Origin of the sequence: Yeosuana aromativorans, assembly GCF_014646655.1 — a bacterium.
GTDB classification, from domain to species: Bacteria; Bacteroidota; Bacteroidia; order Flavobacteriales; family Flavobacteriaceae; genus Yeosuana; species Yeosuana aromativorans.
On sequence record NZ_BMNR01000011.1, the window covers coordinates 16,171 to 40,399 of the forward strand.

A 24,229-nucleotide genomic window follows, 5' to 3' on the forward strand; every position below is an offset into this window, starting at 1 on the left:
GCAGGCTTTCTTTTTTATACTAACGTACCAGTTTTTTATACTTAATTCGTTTGGGCATCAAATCGCCACCGAGCCGTTTCTTTTTATTCTCTTCATATTCACTAAAGCTACCTTCAAAGAAATAAACTTGTGAGTTTCCCTCAAAAGCTAATATGTGTGTACAAATCCTATCTAAAAACCACCTATCGTGACTAATAACCACAGCACAACCCGCAAAGTTTTCCAAACCTTCCTCTAAAGCACGTAACGTATTAACATCAAGGTCGTTTGTAGGCTCATCCAAAAGCAATACGTTACCTTCCTCTTTTAACGTCATGGCCAGATGCAAACGGTTTCTTTCACCACCGGACAGTAATTTTACTTTTTTATTTTGTTCACTACCTGAGAAATTAAAACGGCTTAAATAGGCTCTGGAATTAACTTGCCGACCGCCCATTAAAATCAATTCCTGTTCATCACTAAAATTTTGCCAAATGGTTTTTTCAGGATCTATATTGGAATGGCTTTGGTCAACATAAACTATCTTAGCGGTTTCACCAACTATAAATTCACCATTATCAGGGGTTTCCTCCCCCATAATCATTCTAAAAATGGTGGTTTTTCCTGCGCCATTAGGTCCAATAACACCAACTATTCCTGCTTGAGGCAGTTTAAAGTTCAGACTTTCATATAATAACTTATCATCATAGCCTTTACTGACATTCACCGCTTCAATAACATTGGTTCCCAAACGTGGACCATTGGGAATGTAAATCTCTAGCTTTTCATCCAATTGTTTTTGGTCTTGGCTCAATAATTTGTCATAATTGTTCAAACGCGCCTTTTGTTTGGTTTGGCGTCCTTTAACACCTTGTCTTACCCATTCCAACTCACGTTCTAAGGTCTTTTGGCGTTTGGAAGCCACTTTGCTTTCTTGAGCCATTCGTTTTGATTTTTGATCCAACCAAGACGAGTAATTCCCTTTCCAAGGAATGCCCTCGCCTCTATCCAATTCTAAAATCCAACCGGCAACATTATCCAAAAAGTACCTATCGTGTGTTACGGCAATAACGGTTCCTTTATATTGTGCCAAATGATGCTCCAACCAATGCACAGATTCTGCATCCAAATGGTTAGTGGGCTCATCCAACAGCAACACATCAGGCTCTTGCAATAACAATCTACATAAAGCTACTCTACGTCTTTCTCCTCCAGAAAGAATTCCGATTTTTTTATCGCCATCTGGTGTACGTAAGGCATCCATGGCTATTTCAAGTTTGGTATCCAGTTCCCAAGCATTGGCAGCATCAATCTGGTCTTGTAATTCTGCTTGCCGGTTCATGAGCTTTTCCATCTTATCCGGATTGGAATATACTTCTTCCAAACCAAACATGTCATTAATTTTATTGTACTCATCTAGAATAGCAACGGTTTCAGCAGCTCCTTCACGTACCACTTCCATCACGGTTTTGTTGTCATCCAATTTGGGTTCTTGTTCTAAATACCCAACTGAATAATCTTGCAAAAACGTCACATCACCCTGGTAATTTTTATCAAGTCCCGCAATTATTTTAAGCAGTGTGGATTTCCCGGAACCATTAAGTCCTAAAATCCCGATTTTAGCACCATAAAAAAAGCTCAAGTAGATATTTTTCAAAACCGGCGTATTGGCGCCTTGAAATGTCTTGGTCACACCAGACATTGAAAAAATCACTTTCCTATCATCACTCATTATACCCTACCTTTTAAAGCGTTAAACACCCAAGCTACAGCCAAAAAGCCAATCCCTACGGCGGCAAAACCATAACCTGCTACTTCATAATACCTAAACGCACCAAGCGCTATTAAACCAAAACCCACAAAAATCATAATCCATGTTGCCCAAGCTAACACTGTATTTTTATTCATTGCCATAATTAAATTTTTATTTCTTAGGGCGCATCCTTGTTAGATAACAAGGTCAGGCTTTTCGCTAAATCTTTTTTATGCCTAAATACATTCCGCATAAAAAAGGATATCGCTGCAATCCTTTGCGCAAATTAGAAACACAAATATCGTATTTTTTAAATAAAAAAGCATCTTTTAAAAGATGCTTAATTATTATTGTTCCATTTAAAAATTCAGGATTTTAAATACTGACTTACGATTTTCCCGGTGTTTTGCTTCCGAACATTTTGTATGGTCATCGCATTCGTTAAATAGTCTGAGCTCTCCATAGGCTTTTCCAACAATCCTACTGGGCTCAATTCCGTTTTCATTCAAATAATTAAGGATACTTTGTAATCTACGTTCTGAAAGCGATTGATTATAATCAGTACTTCCTCTTGAATCAGTATGGGTATCAACTTCAATGGAAAGTTTTGGATAGTCATTTAATATCAAAACCAATTTAGATAGTATGTCTTTGGATTGAGGCGTTAATCTCGACCAATCAAATGGAAAATAAATGTTTTCTAAAGCATTCAATCTATCTTGAATATTGCTTTTTTCCCTTTCTCTAGCTTCTTCTTTTTCCTTTTCTATTTGTGCCAACCTAGCTTGCTCTTCTTGGGCTTTTAACCTATGCTCCTCATCTATTTTTTTAGCCAATGCAACAGAATCCTTAACTCTGGCATTTTCTTTTTCAATGGCATTAATTGTGTCTAATTTAGCCATGCCCTCTTCAGTCAACTCTTTTTTGATATTGAATCTATAGACCAATCCTAGGGCATGCTGCAAATGATTTTTAACCCTTGGTTTCATGGCCCACTTCCCTGAGGAGTTGACATCTAAACCCAGATTATCAGAAAACCACACTCTAAATCCTACTACTCCATTGTAAGTTCCCCTGGAAATGTCATTGGCATGAGTGTAACCAACGCCAATGCCCAAATAAGGGTCAAACCATCCTGTATTGCCGATAATCTTATTTAAGTCGTAGCTCAACCTTGAATCGATGGAAAAGTAATCTTTGTCACTATCAAGTGGAAAGTTGTCTACTATTTTTCCTTTTTTGTATTTGTTGTAAGCTACAATACCTTCAATTCCTAACCCATTTTTAAAATATTTACCTATGCTTAATCTTGAAGGAAAAGGAACAGCGTTCCAAGCCTTCTTTATGTCAAATAAATTACCATAAGAATTACCCGAATCATCAATGGCATTAAAACCTACGCCAAAAACCCATAAACTAACAATAGTGGAATCTTGTTTTGTGAGTGTTGGTTCGTTTTGAGAATAAGTAGTAACAATAGTTAGAAATAGAAAGACAGATAAAATCCCTTTTTTAAGTATCATTTTAATTTGGGGTTAAAATTTTTGCTAAAATATCCAAACATTAAAAGGCAATGAAAAATTTACTTTAAATAGTACAAATAATCGTTTATATGAACTTAAAATTGATTATGACTTACAAAATCATAAAAAAAACATCTTTTAAAAGATGCTTTTTCATATAAAAATTGTTATCCTAGAATTCCATGGGAACTTCTATAAACAATAAACTGGAATCTTCCTCAGCATGTATTTCAAAAGAATCGGTTTCTGAAACACCAATAGCATCACGGGTTTCCAACACATTATCAGACAAGTTTACAGCGCCATAAATTGTCATAACATATACGCCATGTTGTGCACTTTTCAATTGATATTGAAATGCTTTTCCTTTATCCAAGTCTATTCTTGAAATGATAGCATCTTGATGGATTTTCAAACTACCTTCATGGTTTTCATCAATTGATGTGACCAATGTTTGAAGTTTGTTTTTTCGCTCGCTTTCTTCAAATACTTTTTGGTCATAACGTGGAGCAACCTGCTGCTTATTGGGGATAATCCAAATTTGAAACAATCCCAAATGCTCATCGTTAGACCCATTGATTTCAGAATGCTGCAACCCTGTTCCTGCGGACATTACCTGTACTTCTCCCGGTACCACCGATTGCCACGCATTGTGCATGGAATCTCTGTGCTTTAAAACACCTTTTAATGGAATAGTAATAATTTCCATATTATCATGTGGATGGGTTCCAAATCCCATTTTAGGTGCAATAACATCGTCATTCAAAACTCGAAGAGCACCAAAATGCACTTTTTCAGGATTATAATATCCTGCAAAACTAAACGAATGGTTTGCTTGTAACCAACCATGATTTGCAAACCCTCTACTATCGGCTTTATGAACTATTGTTTTCATTTTTTTAATTTCCTTTCCTTAAATTATTATCTCATTTTATCTAGCAGATTACTTAATTGCTCTGCTTCAACTTCGGTTAAATTCTTCAATAAATCTTTGTTAAAATTATTTGGTATGGCATTTAAAAGCTCCTTTCCTTTTTGAGTGATTGCAATTTTAACAACACGCCTATCATGTTCACATGGCAAACGCTCAATATATGCCTTGGCACACAACTTATCCATGAGTCTTGTGGCATTTGGAGAACGTTCAATCATTCTATCCTTGATTACTTGTACATTCAAAGGTTCTTTGGCACCGTTTAAAATCCTCAAAATATTATACTGTTGTGGTGAAATGCCAAAAGGTTTAAAAAATTCGTTTTGGCAACCAGAAATCCAACTAGCAGTGTATAAAATATTTAACAATGCCTTAATCCTGTTATTGGCAAAAGTTGAATTAATGTCTTTTGATAAATCTCCCATAATTGCAGTTTAAAATAACACATCAGCGTATTCTTGAGCTTTCTTTTTAAAGACCGCATTGGCAAAAGGACAAAGCGGCTTAATTTTTATGTTGTTTTCCCTAGCAAACTTTACAGCTGCATCCACAAGTTTATATCCTATGCCTTGACCTTTAAAAATATCATGAACCTCAGTATGGTCGATAATTATGTTATTTCCTGCATAAACGTAGGTCATGACCGCTTCCTCCACGCCAGCATGCACTGCAAAAAATTTGCCTTTTCTCCCAATTTCTTCTTGTTGAATTTCCATATTTATAATGCTTTTTGAAATTGTTCAATTGAATTTTTTAATTGCTCGTCTAATTCTTCATTGATAATTTTTCCATCAGCAAAATTATTTTCAAAAAAAGGCAACGAAAACACTTCCACAATGTTAGCATCATGGCGCGGAAATCTGTCTCTTGCAATGGCTAATACCGATTGTCCTCCTCTACCTCCGGGCGATGTTGCCATTAACAGCATTGGTTTATCAAAAAAAAGTTTGCTTTCAATTCTTGACATCCAGTCAAAAATATTCTTAAAAGCTGTTGAATAGGCCCCGTTGTGCTCTGCTAATGATATTATTATACCATCTGACGATTTCAATTTATTTAAAAACTTATGAGCGTTATCTGGAATTCCAACTTCATTTTCATAATCAATTCCATAAATTGGTAATTCATAATCATTTAAATCCAACATCTCAACCTGACAATCCTTAGTCAAACCCGATACGTAGGTCACTAATTGTTTGTTTATTGAATGTTTGCTGTTGCTTCCTGCAAATGCAATAATATGTTTCATGCAATTTATATTTTAATTCTTAAACAAATGTATGAATAAAAAATTTATTTTCCAAGGAAACTATTTCCATGTAATATTATTTAATATTTAATAAACATAGTTTGAAACTTTTTTTGAATGTTTTGTACATTAGCGTCAAACTTAAGGCACATGGATATCAACTTCAATAAAAACGAGGACCACAATAAACTTTTAGTATCTGAATTGACCAAACGACTTGCCAAAGTGCATCTTGGGGGTGGAAAAGCTAGCATTGAAAAACATCACGCCAAAGGCAAGATGACTGCTCATGAACGTATTGATTATTTATTGGATGCCAATTCAAAATCCATAGAAATTGCAGCTTTTGCTGGGGAGGACATGTATCCTGACCATGGTGGATGTCCTTCAGCGGGTGTTGTTGTTAAAATTGGATATATTAAAGGCAAACAGTGTATTGTTGTTGCCAATGATGCCACCGTAAAAGCTGGTGCTTGGTTTCCTATTACGGCCAAAAAGAATTTAAGAGCCCAGGAAATTGCTATTGAAAATAAATTACCCATTATCTATTTGGTTGATAGTGCCGGTGTCTATTTGCCATTGCAAGATGACATTTTTCCGGACAAGGAACATTTTGGTCGTATTTTTAGAAATAATGCTATCATGAGCAGTTTGGGCATCACCCAAATTGCTGCCGTTATGGGTAGCTGTGTGGCTGGTGGTGCGTATTTACCAATCATGAGCGATGAAGCCTTAATAGTTGACAAAACCGGCAGTATATTTTTGGCCGGAAGTTATTTGGTAAAAGCCGCCATTGGCGAAACCATTGACAATGAAACTTTGGGCGGCGCTACAACACATTGCGAAATTTCGGGAGTAACGGATTATAAGGCTAAAAACGATAAGGATGCGCTTAACACCATTAAAAATATTATTGACAAAATTGGAGATTATGATAAAGCTGGTTTTAATCGATCACAACCTGTAAAACCTAAAGAAAATCCTGAAGAATTATATGGCATTATACCAAAATCAAGAACCGACCAATATGATATGTATGATGTCATAAAACGATTGGTTGATGATTCTGAATATGACGAATATAAAGCAGGCTATGGAAAAACGATCATTACATGCTATGCCAGAATTGATGGTTGGGCTGTTGGGATTGTTGCCAATCAGCGTAAATTGGTCAAAACCAAACAAGGTGAAATGCAGTTTGGTGGCGTTATTTATAATGATAGTGCCGATAAAGCCACACGGTTTATAGCCAATTGTAATCAAAAGAAAATTCCGTTAGTATTTTTACAAGATGTTACGGGTTTTATGGTTGGTAGCAAAAGTGAACACGGTGGCATCATTAAAGATGGTGCTAAAATGGTAAATGCCGTGAGTAATTCGGTGGTTCCTAAATTTACTGTCATTATTGGAAACAGTTATGGTGCGGGCAATTATGCTATGTGTGGCAAAGCCTATGATCCCAGACTTATTGTGGCTTGGCCTAGTACCGAACTGGCCGTGATGAGCGGAAATTCCGCAGCAAAAGTCTTACTACAGATTGAAACCGCTTCATTAAAGAAAAAAGGTGAAACCATTACCAAAGAAAAAGAAGAGGCTCTTTTTAATAAAATAAAAGACCGATACGATGCCCAAGTATCACCGTATTATGCGGCTGCACGAATTTGGACCGATGCCATCATAGATCCGTTGGATACCAGAAAATGGATTAGCATGGGCATAGAAGCTGCAAACCACGCTCCTATTGAAAAACCATTTAATATGGGTGTTTTACAAGTTTAAACGATTGCCAACTTGTTTAATATTTTCTTACGTTGAATTTTGTCTGAAATGATATCAAATTTTTTGGTACAGTAAATTTTCTTCGGTTTTTCATATTTATCCAGAACTTTAAATACGGATTTGTCAATAGTATCTATATCGCCTTCTAAAATCAAAATGATTTTTTCCCCAAACGTTTCATCTTTTTCCGAAGCAATAAAAAAACGTTGCTTTATTTTGCCTTGTAATTTTTCTTCAATTGTTTCAGGAAATATTTTGACCCCTCCTGAGTTTATTACATTGTCAAACCTACCCAACCATTCAAATTCATCTTCAGAATAAAGTTTTACCAAATCATTAGTGACTATTGGGGTTTTTGATAAATGACCAGACTCTACAACCAAACAACCCCTATCATCTTGAGATATGGAAATATCTGGTAAGGTTTTAAAAATTGACTTACCCAAAGCAGTCATTTTTTGACCATTTTCAAAATTGTTCAAAGGTCTTAATGCAATATGGGTGGCGGTTTCAGTCATCCCGAAGGTCTCAAAAACATGAACTGGAAGATCTTGCAAATCTTCTATTAATTTATTTGAAGCCTTGACGCTTCCTATAATAATATTTTTAAAATTACGAACTTCTTCCAGCGTATTTTGAAGTTGAATTGGCAACATGGCTGCAAAGTCATATTGTTTGTTAGTATCAAATACCGGTTTTGAAGTAGGTTCTGTTAAATCTAATTCCAAACCTAAAATCATGGCCCTTACCAACATCATTTTACCAGCAATAAAGTTGGCTGGCAAGCAATGAAGGGCTTTGTCACCAGGTTTTAAATTAAAAAAGTTTCCGGTGAAAATAGAGGAGTTCACCATGACCTGCTTGTCAATTTTCACTTGTTTAGGTTTACCAGTTGTTCCGGTTGATTTTACTTTGATAAAGGTTTTGTTATCCAGCCAATCCAACAGAAAATCACCAATGGCTTCCTCATAAGGCAATCCTTCTTTTACAAAACTGTAGGCAATCTCCCTGATGTGTTCTTGATCATAGTTTACGCCATTAAGCTTAAACTTTAAGTGTACTTTATTATAAGTTGGTATCACGTTTCCGTATATTTTTTAAAAGTTTTTTTAATTCTCTATTTGAGGTTCTTGAACCTTACCAAACAGTTTTTCTGTCCAGTTGGTCCAATTGTATTTCTTAGCCAAAATTAACAGAATTATTGGAAATACTATAAAGACGGGCATAAATATATCAGTAAAACCAGCCATTGTAGGATCTGATGTGTCCTTTAAAATAGAGTTGGTTTGAAAGGCCGTCCAGTCTGCTGTTACCAATAAAGCCGTAAAGAGATTATTAGCGGCATGAAAACCCAGCGAAAGCTCCAAGCCTTCATCCATCAAAGTCATGATACCAAGAAACAAGCCAGTTCCTATGTAATAAATCAATATAACATTTCCTAGTTTGTCAACTTCTGGATTGGCAATGTGCAGCAAACCAAAAGTAAATGATGTGATCAGCAATGGAATCCATTTATTTTTTAAAGTAACGCCAATACCCTGCATCAAATAACCCCGAAACAGATATTCTTCAAAACTGGTTTGAAGCGGTACTAACACAATGGCAATGACGCATAATATCAAAAAAGGTTGCCAATGGAAGTTTACAACGTAACTTTCTGGGGACATAAAGTAATCAATCAGTACAAAGCTGCTAGAAACAATTCCCCATAAGATAAAAATAAACCAAAATCGATTCCAATCTATTTTTTTTCTTGAGGTTGTCAACTGTATTAACGATTGATTGTGCAGGTATTTAACAACCAAAAATAACCCAAGTAACCCAACAGCATATGTTAAAAGCATTAAAAACAAATTTAGGTTGGGCTCTAAAAGAGTCATCATTTTATGTTCATCCAAGCCAAATATACTATCGCCATTTTTATAAGCCTGCAAAAAAACAGCAGCCGTAAATGGTATTTGGCCAATTATAACGGCAATTACTATTAGTAACAAACCAATTAAATAACGCCACCATTCGTGCAATGCATTAAAAGCCTGAGAGATATACATATTTATAAGTTAAAATTCCAACTATTTAAGTTATTATAATAAAGTGCACCATTTTTAACTTCTAACGGCGACTCAATGTTATTAGTAAACAAACTTCCTGTTCCCAGACCCTGTGGTAAGTCACTCTGTTTGGTATAGGTATATTGCGCTATAGCGTTTAGACCCACATTACTTTCTAGCGCGCTAGTTATCCACCATCCAATATTATTGTTTTCGGCAATGTCAATCCAGTCATCACTTGCTTTAAAACCGCCCACTAAAGTAGGTTTTAATATGATGTATTGTGGTTTGATTATTTCAAGTAATTCCTTTTTTATTTCGTTTGAAAAAACACCTATCAGTTCCTCGTCCAAGGCAATAGGTAAAGGTGTTTCAGAACATAGTCTGGTCATGTCTTCTATTAGACCTTGTTTAATTGGTTGCTCAATAGAGTGCAAGTCAAGTTCAGCTAATATGTTAAGTTTATCCAAAGCCTCAGTTGGTGAAAAGGCACCATTGGCATCAACACGTAATTCAATATCGTTTGACGAAAACTCGTTTCGTATGGATTTTAAAAGTTCTATTTCCGTTTGAAAATCTATGGCACCAATTTTCATTTTGATGCATGTAAATCCTGCTTCAATTTTGTCTCTTATTTGTTGTCGCATAAAAGCTTCTGTCCCCATCCAAATAAGACCGTTTATAGGAATGGACTTTTTCCCATGGGTAAATTCTGAAGGAAATAATTTAAATGGATCTTCAGCTTGCAACGATTGTAAAGCCATTTCCAAACCAAATTGAATACTTGGAAATTCTGTCAACTCATGAAATAAAATAGCTGAATCAAGATTTATATTATCACATACCCATTGTAGTTTCTCTTCAAAATTGGGTCTATCATCAACAGACAGTCCTTTAAACATACCACATTCACCTATGCCCTGTTTACCATTGGCATTGATTATTAAAAACCAGGTTTCCTTGGTCTTTAAAACTCCTCGTGATGTTCCACTTGGCTGTTTAAATTGTAGGATGTGTTTTTGGTAAGTAGCAGTTTTCACAAGCCAAAAATACTTAAATGATTTTGGACTTTTGATACGTTTTTCTGTTTAAACATCAATTTATAATTCAATGCTTTCACCTATTTCCAATAACATTAAATCTTTATCTTTTTCGTAAAACTTTCGCTTGGCTTCTTCATGGTCTATTTCAATATAGCCAAAGGTATCATAATGACAGCCCAAAACTTTATCACATTTTACAAAATCACTGGCAATAATGGCATCATCAATACCCATTGTAAAGTTATCACCTATGGGCAAAATAGCCAAGTCCAACTTAGTTTGCATTGGGATGAGTTTCATATCCATTGTTAACGCTGTATCACCTGCTATATAAATATTTTTATGCTCGCCTTCAATTACAAACCCTCCCGGCTGTCCACCATACGATCCGTCAGGAAATGATGATGTATGTATGGCGTTGACATATTTTACATTACCAAATTCAAAATCCCATTGACCGCCATGATTCATGGGATGACCTTCAATTCCTAATTTTTCGTAATGGGATACAATTTCAAAATTTGAGACAATTATCGCATTGGTACGTTTAGCAATAAATTCTGCATCTAAAATATGATCCTGATGTGCATGTGTCAACAAGATATAATCTGCTTTTAGGGTTTCTATATCAATTTGAGAAGCCTTTGGATTAGCTGAAATAAAAGGATCTACCAATATGTTTACATCACCTACTTTAATACCTAATGAAGCGTGACCATAAAATGAAATTTTCATTGTGTAAGATTTTAATTATTCAAAAAAGAAAATTACAAAAATTCTATAATAAATGACCTATTCCCATAAGAATAGCCAAAAGAAATGTTGTAAGCGCCAATTTTTTTAATTCTGGGTCCAATAAGTGTAATTCTTTAATCTTATTTACCCTTAAAAGGTGTAAAATTAAAGGAATATATGCCACCATAAAAATTAAATTAAACGGAGACGTGTAATATAAAATACCAAACAATCCCGATATTAAAATAGCTGAACCAATTAGAAAATCATGATATTTCTTTGCGTTATTTCTCCCTAGTTTGACGGCCAAAGTGAATTTTTGTGCTTTTTTGTCAGATTCAATATCACGCATATTGTTCAGGTTAAGAACAGCTGTGCTTAAAAGTCCGATAGTGATAGCCGGTAAAAAAACAACATGGTCTATTTGTTTTGAATAAAGAACATAACACCCAATGACACTCACTAATCCAAAAAAGACAAACACAAATAAATCACCATAGCCTTTGTATCCATAAGCATTTTTTCCAATGGTGTACTGCATGGCAGCAGCAACACTGGCCATACCAAGCACAAAGAACATCAATGCGAGGAAAAAGTGTTGGGCCCTAAACGAAACAAAAATTAGCATGGTAGCCAAAAAAATAGATATAAGAACACTTATTTTTATGGCATTGAACATACTTTCTGGAGTGATTTTACCACTTTGTATCGCCCGCTCTGGGCCAATTCTATCTAAATTATCCGTACCCTTCATGCCATCACCGTAATCATTGGCTAGGTTTGATAATATTTGAAAACTTAAGGTTGTCAATATGGACAAAGTGAATATCTTCCAATTAAAAAACCCATTATATTCAGCTAAACAAGACGCTAATATGATTCCAGATATTGATAAAGGCAATGTGCGTAAACGCATTGCTGAAATCCAAAGAGAAATATTTTTCATTAAGGAATCCATTTTTTTTCAAAGTTGGGCTTGCGCTTTTCAAGAAAAGCATTTCTCCCTTCTTTGGCTTCGTCGGTCATATAAGCCAACCGTGTAGCTTCGCCTGCAAAAACTTGTTGCCCCACCATACCATCGTCGGTTAAATTCATTGCAAATTTAAGCATCTTGATAGATGTAGGTGACTTTGCCAATATTTCTTGAGCCCATTCATAAGCCGTGGCTTCCAATTCATCATGTGGCACAACCGCATTGACCATTCCCATATCAAAAGCTTCTTGTGCTGTATAATTTCTGCCTAAAAAGAAAATTTCCCTTGCTTTTTTTTGACCAACCATTTTGGCCAAATAAGCCGAACCATATCCTCCATCAAAACTGGTTACATCAGCATCCGTTTGTTTAAAAATAGCATGTTCTTTACTCGCTAAGGTTAAATCACAAACTACATGTAGACTATGTCCACCGCCAACTGCCCATCCTGGAACCACTGCTATTACTGCTTTAGGCATGAATCTTATTAAACGCTGAACTTCAAGAATATTTAAACGATGGTATCCATCTTCACCAACATAACCTTGATGCCCTCTTGCTTTTTGGTCGCCACCACTGCAGAATGAATATACACCATCTTTAGTTGAAGGTCCTTCAGCAGACAATAATACAACGCCTATGTTGACATCTTCATTGGCATTATAAAATGCATCATATAATTCACTGGTGGTTTTTGGTCTAAAAGCGTTACGGACATTGGGTCTATTAAAAGCAATTCTGGCTACACCATTACACTTTTTATAAGTAATGTCCTCATATTCTTTGGCTACTTCCCATTTTATTTCTTCCATTTCCATAATTTGTTCAAAAATATATTTTATTTTAGAAACACCCTCATTTTCATTTTAAAAGTTAATAAAATAGCTTCATGTTTTTTAGGAAAAGCTCAACGAATTCTATAAAATGATATAATTTTTAATTGCTTTATTGAAGAATAAGTATCAAAAATGCCATTCCAATAAATAATATTCATAAAAAATACGTAGTACTGCGTATTTTTTATGAATATTTAAAGTATTATATTTACATATATCTATTTTTAACTTGAAAAAATTCTTAATAATGTAAATTTCACATGAAATTAATGTTGTTTTATCGTCAAAACAAGGCTTTAATCGATTAATTCATCTATATTTGCACTAGCTATTTAAACCCGAATCTATGATTTATACAATTACTATCTCTATTTCTGTGTTAATTGCCATTAATTTTTTGTTATTGAAATTTAGCTGCAACAAAACAACCAGAAAGCAAAAAGAAAACAAACGACCCGTTGTGCTTTCAGAGAGAATCACCATTGTATCGGAGCCTCAAGAGCTTGCTCCAACAGGAAGTTAGCCTTACTAAAGTGCTTATTTCCAAACCATAATCCTCTGTTTGCACTTAATGGAGACGGATGGCCGCTTTTCAAAAACATGTGTTTTTTTGTGTCTATTAATTTTATTTTTTGTTTTGCATAACTTCCCCAAAGCATAAAAATAACACCTTTTTTATTGTCACTTATTGTTTTAATAACCGCATCGGTAAACACTTCCCATCCTTTTCTTTGATGGCTTCCCGCTTGATGGGCTCTAACCGTTAATGTAGCGTTCAGGAGCAATACACCCTGGTCTGCCCAACGTGTAAGATTACCGCTTTTAGGGTACGGAATACCTAAATCATTTTCTATTTCCTTAAAAATATTTATTAGCGACGGTGGATGTTTAACACCATCATTGACTGAAAAGCAAAGACCATGGGCTTGCCCTAAATCATGGTATGGATCTTGTCCAATTATCACCACTTTAACATCCTCAAAATGGCAATGTTCAAAAGCATTAAAAATTTGATTTCCTGGCGGAAAGCATTGATATCTTGAATATTCGTCTTTGACAAAACTTACCAAATTTTTAAAATAAGGCTTATCAAATTCTTCTTGCAATAGTTGTTTCCAACTATCATGTATCTTTACGTCCATGCCCAAATAAATAAAAATTATTCTAAAATAATACTATCTTTATTCTTATAAAAACAGAAAACGATTGAAAAAACACAAGTTTCCAACAGCTCAAACGATTTTACTCATCATAGCTGCCTTTGTTGCCCTGCTTACTTGGATTGTTCCCTCCGGTAAATATGATACTCTATCCTATAATTCAGCTGAAAATATTTTTACTAGAAATGGATTAGAGAAAACAATACCACTTCCTGCCACGCAAGAAACCTTAAACAGTTTAAATATTAAAATTCCTTTGGAAAAATTCACCAGTGGTGATATTTGGAAACCCATAAACATACCTGGAACCTATAAAAAACTAGATCCCAAACCGCAAGGTGTCATTGCTTTTATAAAATCTCCCATAAAAGGTATCATTGAAGCTGCCGATATCATTTTTCTGGTTTTGGTTATTGGTGGATTGATAGGGATTATGAACCTTACAGGTGCTTTTGATGCCGGCATTGCTTGGATGGCAAAGGCTTTAAAGGGGCGGGAATTTATTTTGATAATTGCTGTAACTTTTTTAGTTGCCGTTGGTGGAACTACCTTTGGTTTAGCCGAGGAAACCATCGCTTTTTACCCTATTTTAATTCCTATTTTTCTTGCGGCCAAATATGATGCCATGGTAGCTTTAGCTTCTATATATATTGGATCATCTATAGGGACCATGTGCTCTACAATCAATCCTTTTAGTGTTATTATAGCATCGGATGCAGCTGGCATAAATTGGACATCAGGCTTGGTCGGTAGAATAATTATGTTCACTTTGGGGACACTTATATGCGTCTTGTATATTCTGTTTTATGCCAAACGTGTAAAAAAAGACCCGTCAAAATCCATAATCTTCAGCCAAAAAGAGGAAATTGAAAATCACTTTGGCAATACCACACATTCAACCATTAAGCTAACAGGGCGCTTACGGTTGATTATTTTTCTGTTTTCAATAAGTTTTGTGATTATGGTTTACGGTGTAGCTCTATTGGGTTGGAGGTTTAATGAAATGACCTCGGTATTTCTGGTTGGCTCTATAATAATAGGTATCATTGGAAGAATCAAAGAATCCGTTTTTGTGGATACTTTTGTTAAAGGTGCTAGCGATTTATTGGGAGTTGCACTTATCATAGGCATAGCAAGAGGAATCACCGTTTTAATGAACGATGGTTTGATAAGTGATACCATGTTATATTATGCCAGCAATATGACAAACGGGATGAACAAAGGATTGTTTATCAATGCCATGCTGTATATATATGGTGGTTTGTCTTTTTTCATTCCCTCATCGTCAGGAATGGCGGTGCTCACTATGCCAATAATGTCACCATTAGCTGACGGTGTAGGAATTGGGCGCGAAGCTATTGTAAACGCTTACAATTATGGTATGGGGCTGTTTGCCTTTATCAGTCCGACAGGTTTGATTTTAGCATCCTTAGCGATTGTAAAAGTTGGCTATGATAAATGGCTGAAATTTGTAATGCCACTCGTTATGATATTACTGATTTTTACCATGATTGCATTAACAATTTCAGTATACATTTAAAAATCACGCTAAAATCCTAGCAATTAATTCTTTAAGTAGATCACCTTGTGGCACATTGTTGGATCCAACACCCTTACTTTTTACATCAAATTCCCTTAATGTTGAAATCACAGCGCTTACTTTTTTCATGGGAAAATTTCTTGCTGCAGCAATATATTCGTTTACAAAATAAGGATTGATTTTTAAAGCTGAAGCTACATGCCGTGGCGATTTGTCGGCCAATCCATGAAACTGCAATAGTTGTGTGAAAAAATTAAACAACAAAGCTACAGTAACCACCATTGGATTATCCTTGGGGTTTTCAGCAAAATAATTTATAATTTGATGGGCCTTTACAATATTGCGCTCTCCAATTGCCTTTCTAAGTTCAAAATTATTGAAGTCTTTACTAATTCCTATATTTTCCTCTATGTTCAAAGGGGTGATTTCAGAACCTTTTGGTAAGATTATCTGAAGCTTTTCAAGCTCGTTATTGATTTTACTCAAATCAGTCCCTAAAAACTCTACCAACATTTGCGCGGCTTTTGGTGAAATGGTATAGTTTTTTGAAGATAAAACCCTTCTAATCCATTCGGCTACCTGGTTTTCATACAGTTTTTTACTTTCGTAAACAACACCAATTTTATTTATGGCTTTGTACAAAGCTTTACGCTTGTCTAATTTTTTATACTTGTAGTTGAGAACCAAAACGGTTGACAGTTGTGGGTTGTTTGCGTAGGATTCCAGTTTTTCAATACTTCTTGATAAATCTTGTGCTTCTTTAACAATGACTACCTGACGCTCAGACATCATGGGATAACGCTTGGCATTTTCCACAATATCATCAATGGTAATATCACGTCCGTACAAAACAATTTGGTTAAATCCCTTTTCATCTTCAGAAAGCACATTGTCCTCAATAAAATCAGAAATCCTGTCAATATAGTAAGGCTCCTCGCCCATCAAAAAATAAATGGGTTTTATCTGTCCGTTTTGTATATCGGTTACTAATTGTTTAACTTCATCCAAAATGTAAAAATTTCAAATTATAACATTCAAAATTCCAAAAAAGAATACTTCAGTTTGGTATTTAAATATTGTGGTTTAACTTTGAAACAATTAAAACCAAGGCGTTGCAACAGCTCAACTTTCCACAGTTTTCGTTTCGATTCAAAAATAGCGAAAATAAAATTTCTATTTTCGATGTGATACGCAAAAGATTTATGATACTGCAACCTGAAGAATGGGTAAGACAACATTGCATCCATTACCTGATTGACGTAAAAAAGTATCCTAAATCATTGATAAATGTTGAAAAGGAATTGATTGTCAACACACTGAAGAAGCGATATGACATTGTGGTTTTTAACCCTAATGGAAATATCCACTTGATTGTAGAATGCAAATCGCCATCCGTAACAATCGACCAAAACACATTCGACCAAATTGCACAATATAACATGGCACTAAACGCAACCTTTTTAATGATTACCAATGGATTAAATCATTATTATTGCCAAATGGATTTTAAAAACAAAAAATATCGATTTTTAAAAGATATTCCTGATTATCAAGTATGAAGTTAGCCGTCGTTATATTGAATTGGAATGGTAAGAAACTGCTGGAACAATTTCTGCCTTCTGTTGTAGAACACTCAAAAGAAGCCACAATTTATGTTGCCGACAATGCGTCTACAGATGATTCGATTGCTTTTATTAAAATTCATTTTCCATCGGTAAAAATCATTCAAAACAAAGTGAATGGTGGTTATGCCAAAGGATATAATGATGCTCTAAAAAATTTAAGCGAAGATATTTTCTGTTTGCTTAATAACGATGTGGAAGTGACTAAAAATTGGTTGCTGCCTATCATTGAAACGTTTAAAACCAACCCTAAAACGGCTATCATACAACCAAAACTATTAGATTACAACCGGAAAGATTATTTTGAGTATGCTGGTGCTGCCGGTGGCTTTATTGATAAGTTTGGATATCCGTATTGTCGTGGACGAATTTTCAATACCATTGAAAAAGACACTGGCCAATACAATGACGTAGCTGATATTTTTTGGGCTTCAGGCGCCTGCTTGTTTATCAGAAATTCAATATTTAATGAGCTAAACGGATTTGATGAAAGCTTTTTTGCCCATATGGAAGAAATTGACCTATGTTGGCGTGCCAAAAACCAGGGATACAATGTTATGTATATTGGACAATCTGAGGTGTTTCATGTTGGAGGTGCCACGCTTAGTAATTTGAACCCGAAAAAAACATACTTGAATTTTAGAAATAGCTTGTACACTTTGACCAAAAATGCCAAAGGCAACTTGTTTGTTTTAATCCTGGTAAGACTTCTTCTAGATGGCGTTGCAGGAATTAAATTCTTGTTGGAATTAAAATTCAGACATATTATAGCAATCATTCATGCCCATCTAAATTTTTACAGAAACTTTGAGGTTTTGGTAAAACAACGAAAAGCCTTTAAAAACAAACAAAAATATTATAAAAAAACATCTATTGTTCTCAATTATTACGTATATAATTTTAAACATTACAAAAGTTTATAAATAGTTAGTAAAAGTTTTGTTAAAATGTTAAAAACAGCTGATTTTTATATACTTTTGTGGTTGTTGAACCAGAAAAATTAATCCTTAAATAATTATGAAGAAACTTTTTTTATTTACTTTAACTTCTATGTTGATTCTTAGTTCATGTGTGTCTAAAAAAGAATACGCAGCACTTGAAGCCAAACAAAAAGAAACCCAAGATTTATTAAATACTGCAACAGTAAAATTGAATAGCTGTTTAGCCGACAAAGCGGCTTCTGCTGCTAGAGCACAAGCTTTAGAGGAGCAAGTTGCTGACTTGAGAAAAAGCAATGACAACTTACAGGTTTTATCTGCCAAAGGCGCTTCAAATGTTGAAAAGACTTTAGAAAGCATCAAAGAAAAAGATCTTAAAATCACTCGTTTGCAAGATGCTTTAACCAAAAAAGATAGTGTAACATTAGCTATTGTAACTAGTTTAAAACGTGAAGTTGGAATTAACGATCCAGATATTGAAATAAACGTTGAAAAAGGTGTAGTTTTCATTTCCATTGCTGATAAATTATTGTTCCAAAGCGGAAGCTACAATGTAACCAGTAGAGCAAAAGAAGTACTTGCCAAAGTTGCTAAAGTAGTCAATAGCAAGCCAGATTTTGAATGTATGGTTGAAGGACATACTGATAATGTACCTTACCAAAGTGGTGTGCTTTTAGATAACTGGGACTTAAGTGTTAAACGTGCAACTTCTGTTGTTAGGGTTTTACAAGGTCTTGGTGTAAATCCAAAACAGTTAATCGCAGCTGGTCGTGCAGATTATGTTCCATTAGTTGATAATGATACTGCTGAAAATAGAGCAAGAAACAGACGTACGCGTATTGTGGTTATGCCAAAAATTGATCAATTCTATGATATGGTTGAAAAAGAAATGAAAAATCTTTCTACAGGAACCAACTAAGAAAAAAGAAAATGATTTTATATTAAGCCCAATCTTTCGATTGGGCTTTTTTAATGAAGTTTTTAAAAGCTAAAATATCTCTAGACTTCCTTTTCCCTCTCTTACAATCAAAGGAATGTCTTCAGACAAGTCAATAACGGTTGAAGGCTCATTGTCGCCATACCCTCCATCAATCACCAAATCAACCAAATGGTCCCATTTTTCCAAAATAAGTTCGGGGTCGGTTGTATATTCCAAAATTTCATCCTCGTCCCTAATAGAGGTAGAAATAATTGGGTTTCCTAGATGTTTTACAATCTCTAACGCAATGTTGTTATTGGGCACACGAATACCAACCGTTTTTTTTTGTTTAAATGGATTTGGCAGGGTTTTAGCACCAGGAAGTATAAACGTATAAGGACCAGGCAATGCGCGTTTTAAAATTTTAAACGTTGAAGTATCTATCTGCTTAACATAATCGCTTAAATTACTCAAATCGTGGCAAACAAACGAAAAATTGGATTTTTCAAGTTTAACACCTTTAATTCTGGCCACGCGTTCAAGCGCTTTGATGTTTGTAATATCACATCCTAAACCATATACCGTATCAGTTGGATAGATAATCAGTCCGCCTTTTTTTAGAACATCAACAACCTTTCCAATTTCTTTTGGATTCGGGTTTTCTTCATAAATTCTAATAAATTCGGCCATAGCTTGTTACCTCACCATATTTGATTACAAAGTAAGCATTTTTTTTCAGCTAAACACTGTTGGGCTTTCAAACAGTTGTCAAACCAATTTGGATATTTTAAAAATCGTGTAACATTTTTTCGATACAATAGTCTTTTAAGTATGGCAAAATTACTTTCATACACTTTGATTTTCTTTATATGCTTACAGCAATCATTGTCTGCTAGGAATAAGCCAATTAATTCTATTACTAATTCCATCACATTTCCTAAAGCTGAAATTGTCAATAGCAATACTACCAGAATTCCATTTAAATTAATTGATCATTTAATCGTGGTTGAAGCGCAACTTTTAGATAAAAAAGGGAACTTCATCATCGATACGGGATCTGAAGCGCTGATTCTTAATAAAGTTCATTTTCCTGATGCACATCCGTTTCAAATGAAAAGTGAAGAAACATCGGGTATTGTTTCTGAAATTGAGACTATTCACGAGAAAAGACTAAAAGAATTCACATTACAAAATGTCAAACTTTACAATACTGATGCTGATGTGATTGATTTATCGCATATTGAAAATAGCAAACACATGAACCTTTTGGGAATTATTGGTTATAGTATTTTAAAAGACTATGAGGTTTTTATAGACTTTTATTTAAATCAAATAACACTTACTAAAGTTGACCAATATGGTAATAAACTCAATAAAAAAGTCTATTTGGAAAAAATTGTAGATAGCATCGATTTCAAACTAAAAAACCATACCATCATTTTATATGGCACTATTAACAAACAAAACCTTAAATTTGGATTGGATAGCGGTGCTGAGTTTAATCAAATTAATAAAAGCATCAATAAAAAGGCCTTGAAATATTTTGTGCCCAAAAGACGCTTGTTGTTATCTGGTGCCGGAAATAAAAAAATTGAGGTTTTGGCAGGAAAATTGTATAGTGTAAAACTAAGCAACTCAGTTTATTTTGGTCCCATGTACACGGTTTTAACAAACCTAAGCAATATGAACGAGGCTTTTGGAACCAATTTGGACGGTATTTTAGGGTTTGAATTTTTTAAACAAAAACGAACTATTATAAATTATCAAAAAGAAAAAATATATTTTATAGATTATCCAAAAACAACACATTGAAACAACTTACTTTACATATTATCAATATTGTGTTTGCGTTAGCAAGCCTCATTTCTTTTGCTCAAAACGACGCACTTAAGGGTTATAGAATTGAAGGTGAAGACGTAGTGTTCACTTTTGATAAACGTGATTATCAAAACGTAACCGAAGATGCTTTAGGTTACAAACGTGATTTTGATGATCTGGACATAGAAAGTGTTGTGGTTTCTGGCCAATTTAATGATTGGTCAAGAGATAAATGGCAAATGAACAAAATCAATGAAAATGTCTATGAGCTGAGAAAAAAACTAATCGATTTCACTGATGAGTTTTCTTGGGAATTCAAATTTGTCATTAATAATAGCTTTTGGGCCGAACCTTCAAAACATGATCCCAACATTACCCCCGCCAGATCAAAATACGGCGACAATTACCACACCTATAATTTAAAACTATTTACAGCCTATCCAGATAAAAACGGCAATGCCACATTTAAATTAAAAGGTCATACAGACGCCAAAAAGGTCATTCTTTCTGGCTCCTTTAACAGATGGAACGAACATCTTTTTGAAATGAATAAGACAGCCGACGGTTGGGAACTCACGCTTCAATTAAAACCGGATGAATACCAGTACCGGTTTATTGTAGATGGCCATTGGATGGAAGACCCAGACAATATGGACAAAGTAGTCAATGAGTTTGGTGAATACAACTCACATATAGACATTAAGGAATATACCACGTTTAAGTTAAGAGGTTACACCAATGCCAAAGAAGTTGTTCTTGCCGGTAGTTTTAATGGGTGGAATGAACATGAATATAAAATGCAAAAAACAGATTATGGCTGGAAATATGTCATTCCGTTGTCTGGTGGAAAATACCATTACAAATTCATTGTAGATGGTCAATGGATTGTGGATCCTAACAATACCGTGAAAGAATATGACGACGATGGCCATATCAACTCGGTTTGCATGGTCAAATAGTGTACTACCCTATTATCTCCAACTTAGCAAAACGTAATAACAGTTTCTTTACGCCTCCATTTTCAAAATCTATTTCAGCTTTGGTATCCGCTCCAGCATCTTCAATTTTAAGGACTTTGCCATTGCCAAAACGAATGTGTTTAACTAAATTGCCAACTACCAATTTACTATCAAACAAGTTGGTGTTTCCGTTTGCTTTTGAAACTGGCTTTAGGTTTTTGGGTGTAGTTACTTGAAATTTTTCAGGTTCAGATTTGGTGCTGCCTTTTTTTAATATAGGCTGTTTTGCCGGTTTAAATCTGATTGTATTGGGTTCTATATCGCCAAATATGTCGGCATCAAGCATGGGATTAAACCGACGTTCTTCAATAGGCGTGGTATTTTCCAAGTATTGCTCGTCAATTTCTTCTATAAACCTACTGGGTTCAGAATCAATCAGTTTTCCCCAGCGGTATCTGGACAAAGCGTAGGTTAAATAGGCTTGCTTTTCTGCCCTAGTCAAGGCCACATAAAACAGACGGCGTTCCTCTTCTAATTCACTTCTGGTATTCATGCTCATGGCGCTTGGAAACAAATCTTCTTCCAACCCGACAATATACACATACGGGAATTCCAGTCCTTTTGCCAAATGAATGGTCATCAACGCCACATGGTCCGAATCACCTTTGTCAGCATCCAAATCAGTAGCCAAGGCAACGTCTTCTAAAAACTCAGCCAAAGATCCCGTGGTATCGGCCAGCTCCTTTTGGCCTTCCACAAAATCCTTCATACCATTTAAGAGTTCCTCGATGTTTTCCATTCGGGTAACCCCCTCAGGCGTTCCATCTTTATTGAACTCACGTATCAACCCACTGGTTCTGGTAACATGTTCAGCTAGTTCAAAAACATCAGCTGTTTGGTTTAATACCTGATAGCTCTCAATCAACGTCACAAAATCCTTGAGTTTTGTTTTAGTTCCTGAATTCACATTGACTTCGGTCTTGTCAATGTTTTTCATGACCTCAAAAATAGATTTCTTATATCCGTTAGCGGCTACAATCAATTTATCAATAGTTGTTTGGCCAATACCCCTTGGTGGAAAGTTAATGATGCGTTTTAAGGCTTCCTCATCTGCAGGATTGATAATCAACCGCAAATAAGACAGCACGTCCTTGATTTCCTTTCGCTGATAAAAAGAGAGCCCTCCATAAATTCGGTAAGGAATGTCTCGTTTTCTCAATGCATCTTCAATGGCACGCGATTGTGCATTGGTACGATACAGCACCGCAAAATCACTGTTCTTTAAGCGATGGTTCATTTTATTGTCCCAAATGGTACTGGCTACATAACGACCTTCATCACCATCGGTCAACGACCTATTAACAATAATCTTATTACCTTCGTCATTGGCTGTCCAAACCACTTTATCAAGCTTAGTTTGGTTTTTATCAATGATGGAATTGGCCGCATTCACAATGTTTTTGGTTGACCGATAATTCTGTTCTAACCTGAACACTTTTACATCATCATAATCCTTTTGAAAATTTAAAATATTATTGATGTTGGCTCCCCGAAAGGCATAAATACTTTGGGCATCATCACCCACCACACATATATTTTGAAACTTATCAGACAATGCCCTCACAATTAAATACTGTGAGTGGTTGGTATCTTGGTACTCATCAACGAGAATGTATTTAAACCGGTTTTGGTATTTCATCAAGACTTCTGGAAAACGTGTCAACAGTTCATTGGTCTTCAACAGCAAATCATCAAAATCCATGACACCCGCCTTAAAACAGCGGTCCACATATTCCCTGTAAATATCCCCTAATTTAGGGCGTCTTGCCATGGTATCTGCTTCAATCAATTCCGGATTTTGAAAATAAGCCCTTACTGTAATCAAGCTATTCTTATAGGATGAAATCCTGGACCGTACCTGCTTGTATTTATAAACATCCTTATCAAGATTCATTTCCTTGATTATGGAAGCTATCAAGCGATCGGAATCTTGTGTGTCATAAATAGTGAAATTACTAGGATATCCCAATTTATCGGCTTCACTACGCAAAATTTTAGCAAAAACCGAGTGGAAGGTTCCCATCCATAAATTTTTTGCCTCTGTATTACCGACTATGGTTGCAATACGTTCTTTCATTTCCCGAGCCGCCTTATTAGTAAAGGTCAATGCCAATATATTAAAGGCATCAACACCTTGACTCATCAAATAGGCAATACGATATGTAAGCACACGCGTCTTTCCAGAACCTGCACCAGCAATAATAATCATGGGGCCATCTTTTTGCAAAGTAGGCTCTAATTGCGCTTCATTTAACTGACTTAAATACTTCTCCAAAGGTCTTATAATTTTACGTTGTGAAAATAACTATTGTTGGGCTTTTAACTAAGTAGATTTATGAATAATTATAAACAATCATG

General features: G+C 35.1%; 25 protein-coding genes. 8 read left to right on the top strand and 17 right to left on the bottom strand.

The features are described from left to right. Window positions 1-19: 19 nt before the first annotated feature. From ettA to IEW94_RS16000, 7 genes are all read right to left on the bottom strand, one after another. Entirely contained in the window at window positions 20-1,711 is a 1,692-nt protein-coding gene (ettA, locus tag IEW94_RS15970; RefSeq protein WP_188654928.1) for an energy-dependent translational throttle protein EttA, read from the bottom strand. Continuing rightward, window positions 1,711-1,887 (bottom strand): CAL67264 family membrane protein, encoded by a 177-nt coding sequence (locus IEW94_RS15975; RefSeq protein ID WP_188654930.1) that lies wholly within the window; start codon window positions 1,885-1,887, stop codon window positions 1,711-1,713. Before IEW94_RS15975 ends, ettA begins: the two co-directional genes overlap by 1 nt. A 204-nt stretch (window positions 1,888-2,091) precedes the next feature. After that, window positions 2,092-3,255: an OmpA family protein gene (locus IEW94_RS15980; RefSeq protein ID WP_229669558.1), complete on the bottom strand. Its 1,164-nt coding sequence runs from the start codon at window positions 3,253-3,255 to the stop codon at window positions 2,092-2,094. A gap of 172 nt (window positions 3,256-3,427) precedes the next feature. Beyond that, the gene (locus tag IEW94_RS15985; protein WP_188654932.1) at window positions 3,428-4,150 is read right to left on the bottom strand and encodes a pirin family protein; all 723 of its coding nucleotides are present in this window, start codon (window positions 4,148-4,150) and stop codon (window positions 3,428-3,430) included. Window positions 4,151-4,176: 26 nt separating this feature from the next. Then, window positions 4,177-4,614, bottom strand: a complete 438-nt coding sequence (locus IEW94_RS15990) for a MarR family winged helix-turn-helix transcriptional regulator (protein WP_188654934.1) — start codon at window positions 4,612-4,614, stop codon at window positions 4,177-4,179. Window positions 4,615-4,623: 9 nt separating this feature from the next. After that, window positions 4,624-4,905, bottom strand: a complete 282-nt coding sequence (locus IEW94_RS15995; protein WP_188654936.1) for a GNAT family N-acetyltransferase — start codon at window positions 4,903-4,905, stop codon at window positions 4,624-4,626. Window positions 4,906-4,907: 2 nt separating this feature from the next. Continuing rightward, window positions 4,908-5,438, bottom strand: a complete 531-nt coding sequence (locus IEW94_RS16000) for an NADPH-dependent FMN reductase (protein WP_188654938.1) — start codon at window positions 5,436-5,438, stop codon at window positions 4,908-4,910. A 150-nt stretch (window positions 5,439-5,588) separates the two neighbouring features. Here IEW94_RS16000 and IEW94_RS16005 point away from each other — a divergent pair, with 150 nt between their 5' ends. Beyond that, the gene (locus tag IEW94_RS16005; protein ID WP_188654940.1) at window positions 5,589-7,217 is read left to right on the top strand and encodes an acyl-CoA carboxylase subunit beta; all 1,629 of its coding nucleotides are present in this window, start codon (window positions 5,589-5,591) and stop codon (window positions 7,215-7,217) included. On the opposite strand, the gene IEW94_RS16010 is transcribed toward IEW94_RS16005, so the two are convergent. Genes IEW94_RS16010 through IEW94_RS16035 form a run of 6 tightly spaced genes read right to left on the bottom strand, consistent with a single transcriptional unit; the run spans window position 7,214 to window position 12,831 of the window. Beyond that, on the bottom strand, window positions 7,214-8,299 hold the full coding sequence (locus tag IEW94_RS16010) for an AMP-binding protein (RefSeq protein WP_188654942.1): 1,086 nt from the start codon (window positions 8,297-8,299) through the stop codon (window positions 7,214-7,216). The two genes, IEW94_RS16005 and IEW94_RS16010, sit on opposite strands and share 4 nt — an antisense overlap. A 27-nt stretch (window positions 8,300-8,326) precedes the next feature. Continuing rightward, window positions 8,327-9,268 carry a CPBP family intramembrane glutamic endopeptidase gene (locus IEW94_RS16015; RefSeq protein ID WP_188654944.1) on the bottom strand — a complete coding sequence of 314 codons (942 nt, stop codon included), beginning with the start codon at window positions 9,266-9,268 and terminating at the stop codon, window positions 8,327-8,329. 2 nt (window positions 9,269-9,270) lie between these two features. After that, window positions 9,271-10,308, bottom strand: a complete 1,038-nt coding sequence (locus IEW94_RS16020; protein WP_188654946.1) for an o-succinylbenzoate synthase — start codon at window positions 10,306-10,308, stop codon at window positions 9,271-9,273. A gap of 60 nt (window positions 10,309-10,368) precedes the next feature. Continuing rightward, on the bottom strand, window positions 10,369-11,046 hold the full coding sequence (locus IEW94_RS16025) for a metal-dependent hydrolase (RefSeq protein ID WP_188654948.1): 678 nt from the start codon (window positions 11,044-11,046) through the stop codon (window positions 10,369-10,371). A 43-nt stretch (window positions 11,047-11,089) separates the two neighbouring features. Next, window positions 11,090-11,992, bottom strand: a complete 903-nt coding sequence (gene menA / locus IEW94_RS16030; protein ID WP_229669559.1) for a 1,4-dihydroxy-2-naphthoate octaprenyltransferase — start codon at window positions 11,990-11,992, stop codon at window positions 11,090-11,092. Further along, window positions 11,992-12,831, bottom strand: a complete 840-nt coding sequence (locus IEW94_RS16035; protein ID WP_188654952.1) for a 1,4-dihydroxy-2-naphthoyl-CoA synthase — start codon at window positions 12,829-12,831, stop codon at window positions 11,992-11,994. Before IEW94_RS16035 ends, menA begins: the two co-directional genes overlap by 1 nt. A gap of 370 nt (window positions 12,832-13,201) precedes the next feature. Between IEW94_RS16035 and IEW94_RS16040 the strand changes: the two genes are divergently transcribed. Then, window positions 13,202-13,378, top strand: a complete 177-nt coding sequence (locus IEW94_RS16040) for a hypothetical protein (RefSeq protein WP_188654954.1) — start codon at window positions 13,202-13,204, stop codon at window positions 13,376-13,378. On the opposite strand, the gene IEW94_RS16045 is transcribed toward IEW94_RS16040, so the two are convergent. After that, complete coding sequence (locus tag IEW94_RS16045; protein WP_188654956.1) at window positions 13,332-13,997, bottom strand: uracil-DNA glycosylase; 666 nt, start codon at window positions 13,995-13,997, stop codon at window positions 13,332-13,334. The two genes, IEW94_RS16040 and IEW94_RS16045, sit on opposite strands and share 47 nt — an antisense overlap. A gap of 64 nt (window positions 13,998-14,061) precedes the next feature. Here IEW94_RS16045 and IEW94_RS16050 point away from each other — a divergent pair, with 64 nt between their 5' ends. After that, the gene (locus IEW94_RS16050; RefSeq protein ID WP_188654958.1) at window positions 14,062-15,555 is read left to right on the top strand and encodes a YfcC family protein; all 1,494 of its coding nucleotides are present in this window, start codon (window positions 14,062-14,064) and stop codon (window positions 15,553-15,555) included. A 3-nt stretch (window positions 15,556-15,558) separates the two neighbouring features. Here IEW94_RS16050 and holA read toward each other — a convergent pair whose 3' ends face one another. Continuing rightward, complete coding sequence (holA, locus tag IEW94_RS16055; protein ID WP_188654960.1) at window positions 15,559-16,563, bottom strand: DNA polymerase III subunit delta; 1,005 nt, start codon at window positions 16,561-16,563, stop codon at window positions 15,559-15,561. Window positions 16,564-16,667: 104 nt separating this feature from the next. Here holA and IEW94_RS16060 point away from each other — a divergent pair, with 104 nt between their 5' ends. From IEW94_RS16060 to IEW94_RS16070, 3 genes are all read left to right on the top strand, one after another. After that, window positions 16,668-17,114 (top strand): type I restriction enzyme HsdR N-terminal domain-containing protein, encoded by a 447-nt coding sequence (locus IEW94_RS16060; protein ID WP_188654962.1) that lies wholly within the window; start codon window positions 16,668-16,670, stop codon window positions 17,112-17,114. Further along, on the top strand, window positions 17,111-18,100 hold the full coding sequence (locus IEW94_RS16065) for a glycosyltransferase family 2 protein (protein WP_188654964.1): 990 nt from the start codon (window positions 17,111-17,113) through the stop codon (window positions 18,098-18,100). The genes IEW94_RS16060 and IEW94_RS16065 overlap by 4 nt, the downstream gene beginning before the upstream one ends. Window positions 18,101-18,194: 94 nt before the next feature. Further along, window positions 18,195-19,034, top strand: coding sequence for an OmpA/MotB family protein (locus IEW94_RS16070; RefSeq protein ID WP_188654967.1), 840 nt, complete (start codon window positions 18,195-18,197; stop codon window positions 19,032-19,034). Window positions 19,035-19,103: 69 nt separating this feature from the next. Here IEW94_RS16070 and IEW94_RS16075 read toward each other — a convergent pair whose 3' ends face one another. Beyond that, the gene (locus tag IEW94_RS16075) at window positions 19,104-19,724 is read right to left on the bottom strand and encodes an L-threonylcarbamoyladenylate synthase (RefSeq protein WP_188654968.1); all 621 of its coding nucleotides are present in this window, start codon (window positions 19,722-19,724) and stop codon (window positions 19,104-19,106) included. 141 nt (window positions 19,725-19,865) lie between these two features. Here IEW94_RS16075 and IEW94_RS16080 point away from each other — a divergent pair, with 141 nt between their 5' ends. After that, window positions 19,866-20,846, top strand: a complete 981-nt coding sequence (locus IEW94_RS16080) for a pepsin/retropepsin-like aspartic protease family protein (RefSeq protein ID WP_188654970.1) — start codon at window positions 19,866-19,868, stop codon at window positions 20,844-20,846. Then, entirely contained in the window at window positions 20,843-21,811 is a 969-nt protein-coding gene (locus IEW94_RS16085; RefSeq protein WP_188654971.1) for an early set domain-containing protein, read from the top strand. The genes IEW94_RS16080 and IEW94_RS16085 overlap by 4 nt, the downstream gene beginning before the upstream one ends. A gap of 4 nt (window positions 21,812-21,815) precedes the next feature. On the opposite strand, the gene IEW94_RS16090 is transcribed toward IEW94_RS16085, so the two are convergent. After that, entirely contained in the window at window positions 21,816-24,146 is a 2,331-nt protein-coding gene (locus IEW94_RS16090; RefSeq protein WP_188654973.1) for an ATP-dependent helicase, read from the bottom strand. Between the last annotated feature and the right edge of the window lie 83 nt (window positions 24,147-24,229).

Excerpts from the sequence above, each read along its gene's own strand:
- ettA (WP_188654928.1), bottom strand. The coding sequence starts at position 1,711 with ATGAGTGATGATAGGAAAGTGATTTTTTCAATGTCTGGTGTGACCAAG.
- IEW94_RS15975 (WP_188654930.1), bottom strand. The coding sequence starts at position 1,887 with ATGAATAAAAATACAGTGTTAGCTTGGGCAACATGGATTATGATTTTT.
- IEW94_RS15980 (WP_229669558.1), bottom strand. The coding sequence starts at position 3,255 with ATGATACTTAAAAAAGGGATTTTATCTGTCTTTCTATTTCTAACTATT.
- IEW94_RS15985 (WP_188654932.1), bottom strand. The coding sequence starts at position 4,150 with ATGAAAACAATAGTTCATAAAGCCGATAGTAGAGGGTTTGCAAATCAT.
- IEW94_RS15990 (WP_188654934.1), bottom strand. The coding sequence starts at position 4,614 with ATGGGAGATTTATCAAAAGACATTAATTCAACTTTTGCCAATAACAGG.
- IEW94_RS15995 (WP_188654936.1), bottom strand. The coding sequence starts at position 4,905 with ATGGAAATTCAACAAGAAGAAATTGGGAGAAAAGGCAAATTTTTTGCA.
- IEW94_RS16000 (WP_188654938.1), bottom strand. The coding sequence starts at position 5,438 with ATGAAACATATTATTGCATTTGCAGGAAGCAACAGCAAACATTCAATA.
- IEW94_RS16005 (WP_188654940.1), top strand. The coding sequence starts at position 5,589 with ATGGATATCAACTTCAATAAAAACGAGGACCACAATAAACTTTTAGTA.
- IEW94_RS16015 (WP_188654944.1), bottom strand. The coding sequence starts at position 9,268 with ATGTATATCTCTCAGGCTTTTAATGCATTGCACGAATGGTGGCGTTAT.
- IEW94_RS16025 (WP_188654948.1), bottom strand. The coding sequence starts at position 11,046 with ATGAAAATTTCATTTTATGGTCACGCTTCATTAGGTATTAAAGTAGGT.
- menA (WP_229669559.1), bottom strand. The coding sequence starts at position 11,992 with ATGAAAAATATTTCTCTTTGGATTTCAGCAATGCGTTTACGCACATTG.
- IEW94_RS16035 (WP_188654952.1), bottom strand. The coding sequence starts at position 12,831 with ATGGAAGAAATAAAATGGGAAGTAGCCAAAGAATATGAGGACATTACT.
- IEW94_RS16040 (WP_188654954.1), top strand. The coding sequence starts at position 13,202 with ATGATTTATACAATTACTATCTCTATTTCTGTGTTAATTGCCATTAAT.
- IEW94_RS16045 (WP_188654956.1), bottom strand. The coding sequence starts at position 13,997 with ATGGACGTAAAGATACATGATAGTTGGAAACAACTATTGCAAGAAGAA.
- IEW94_RS16065 (WP_188654964.1), top strand. The coding sequence starts at position 17,111 with ATGAAGTTAGCCGTCGTTATATTGAATTGGAATGGTAAGAAACTGCTG.
- IEW94_RS16070 (WP_188654967.1), top strand. The coding sequence starts at position 18,195 with ATGAAGAAACTTTTTTTATTTACTTTAACTTCTATGTTGATTCTTAGT.
- IEW94_RS16075 (WP_188654968.1), bottom strand. The coding sequence starts at position 19,724 with ATGGCCGAATTTATTAGAATTTATGAAGAAAACCCGAATCCAAAAGAA.
- IEW94_RS16080 (WP_188654970.1), top strand. The coding sequence starts at position 19,866 with ATGGCAAAATTACTTTCATACACTTTGATTTTCTTTATATGCTTACAG.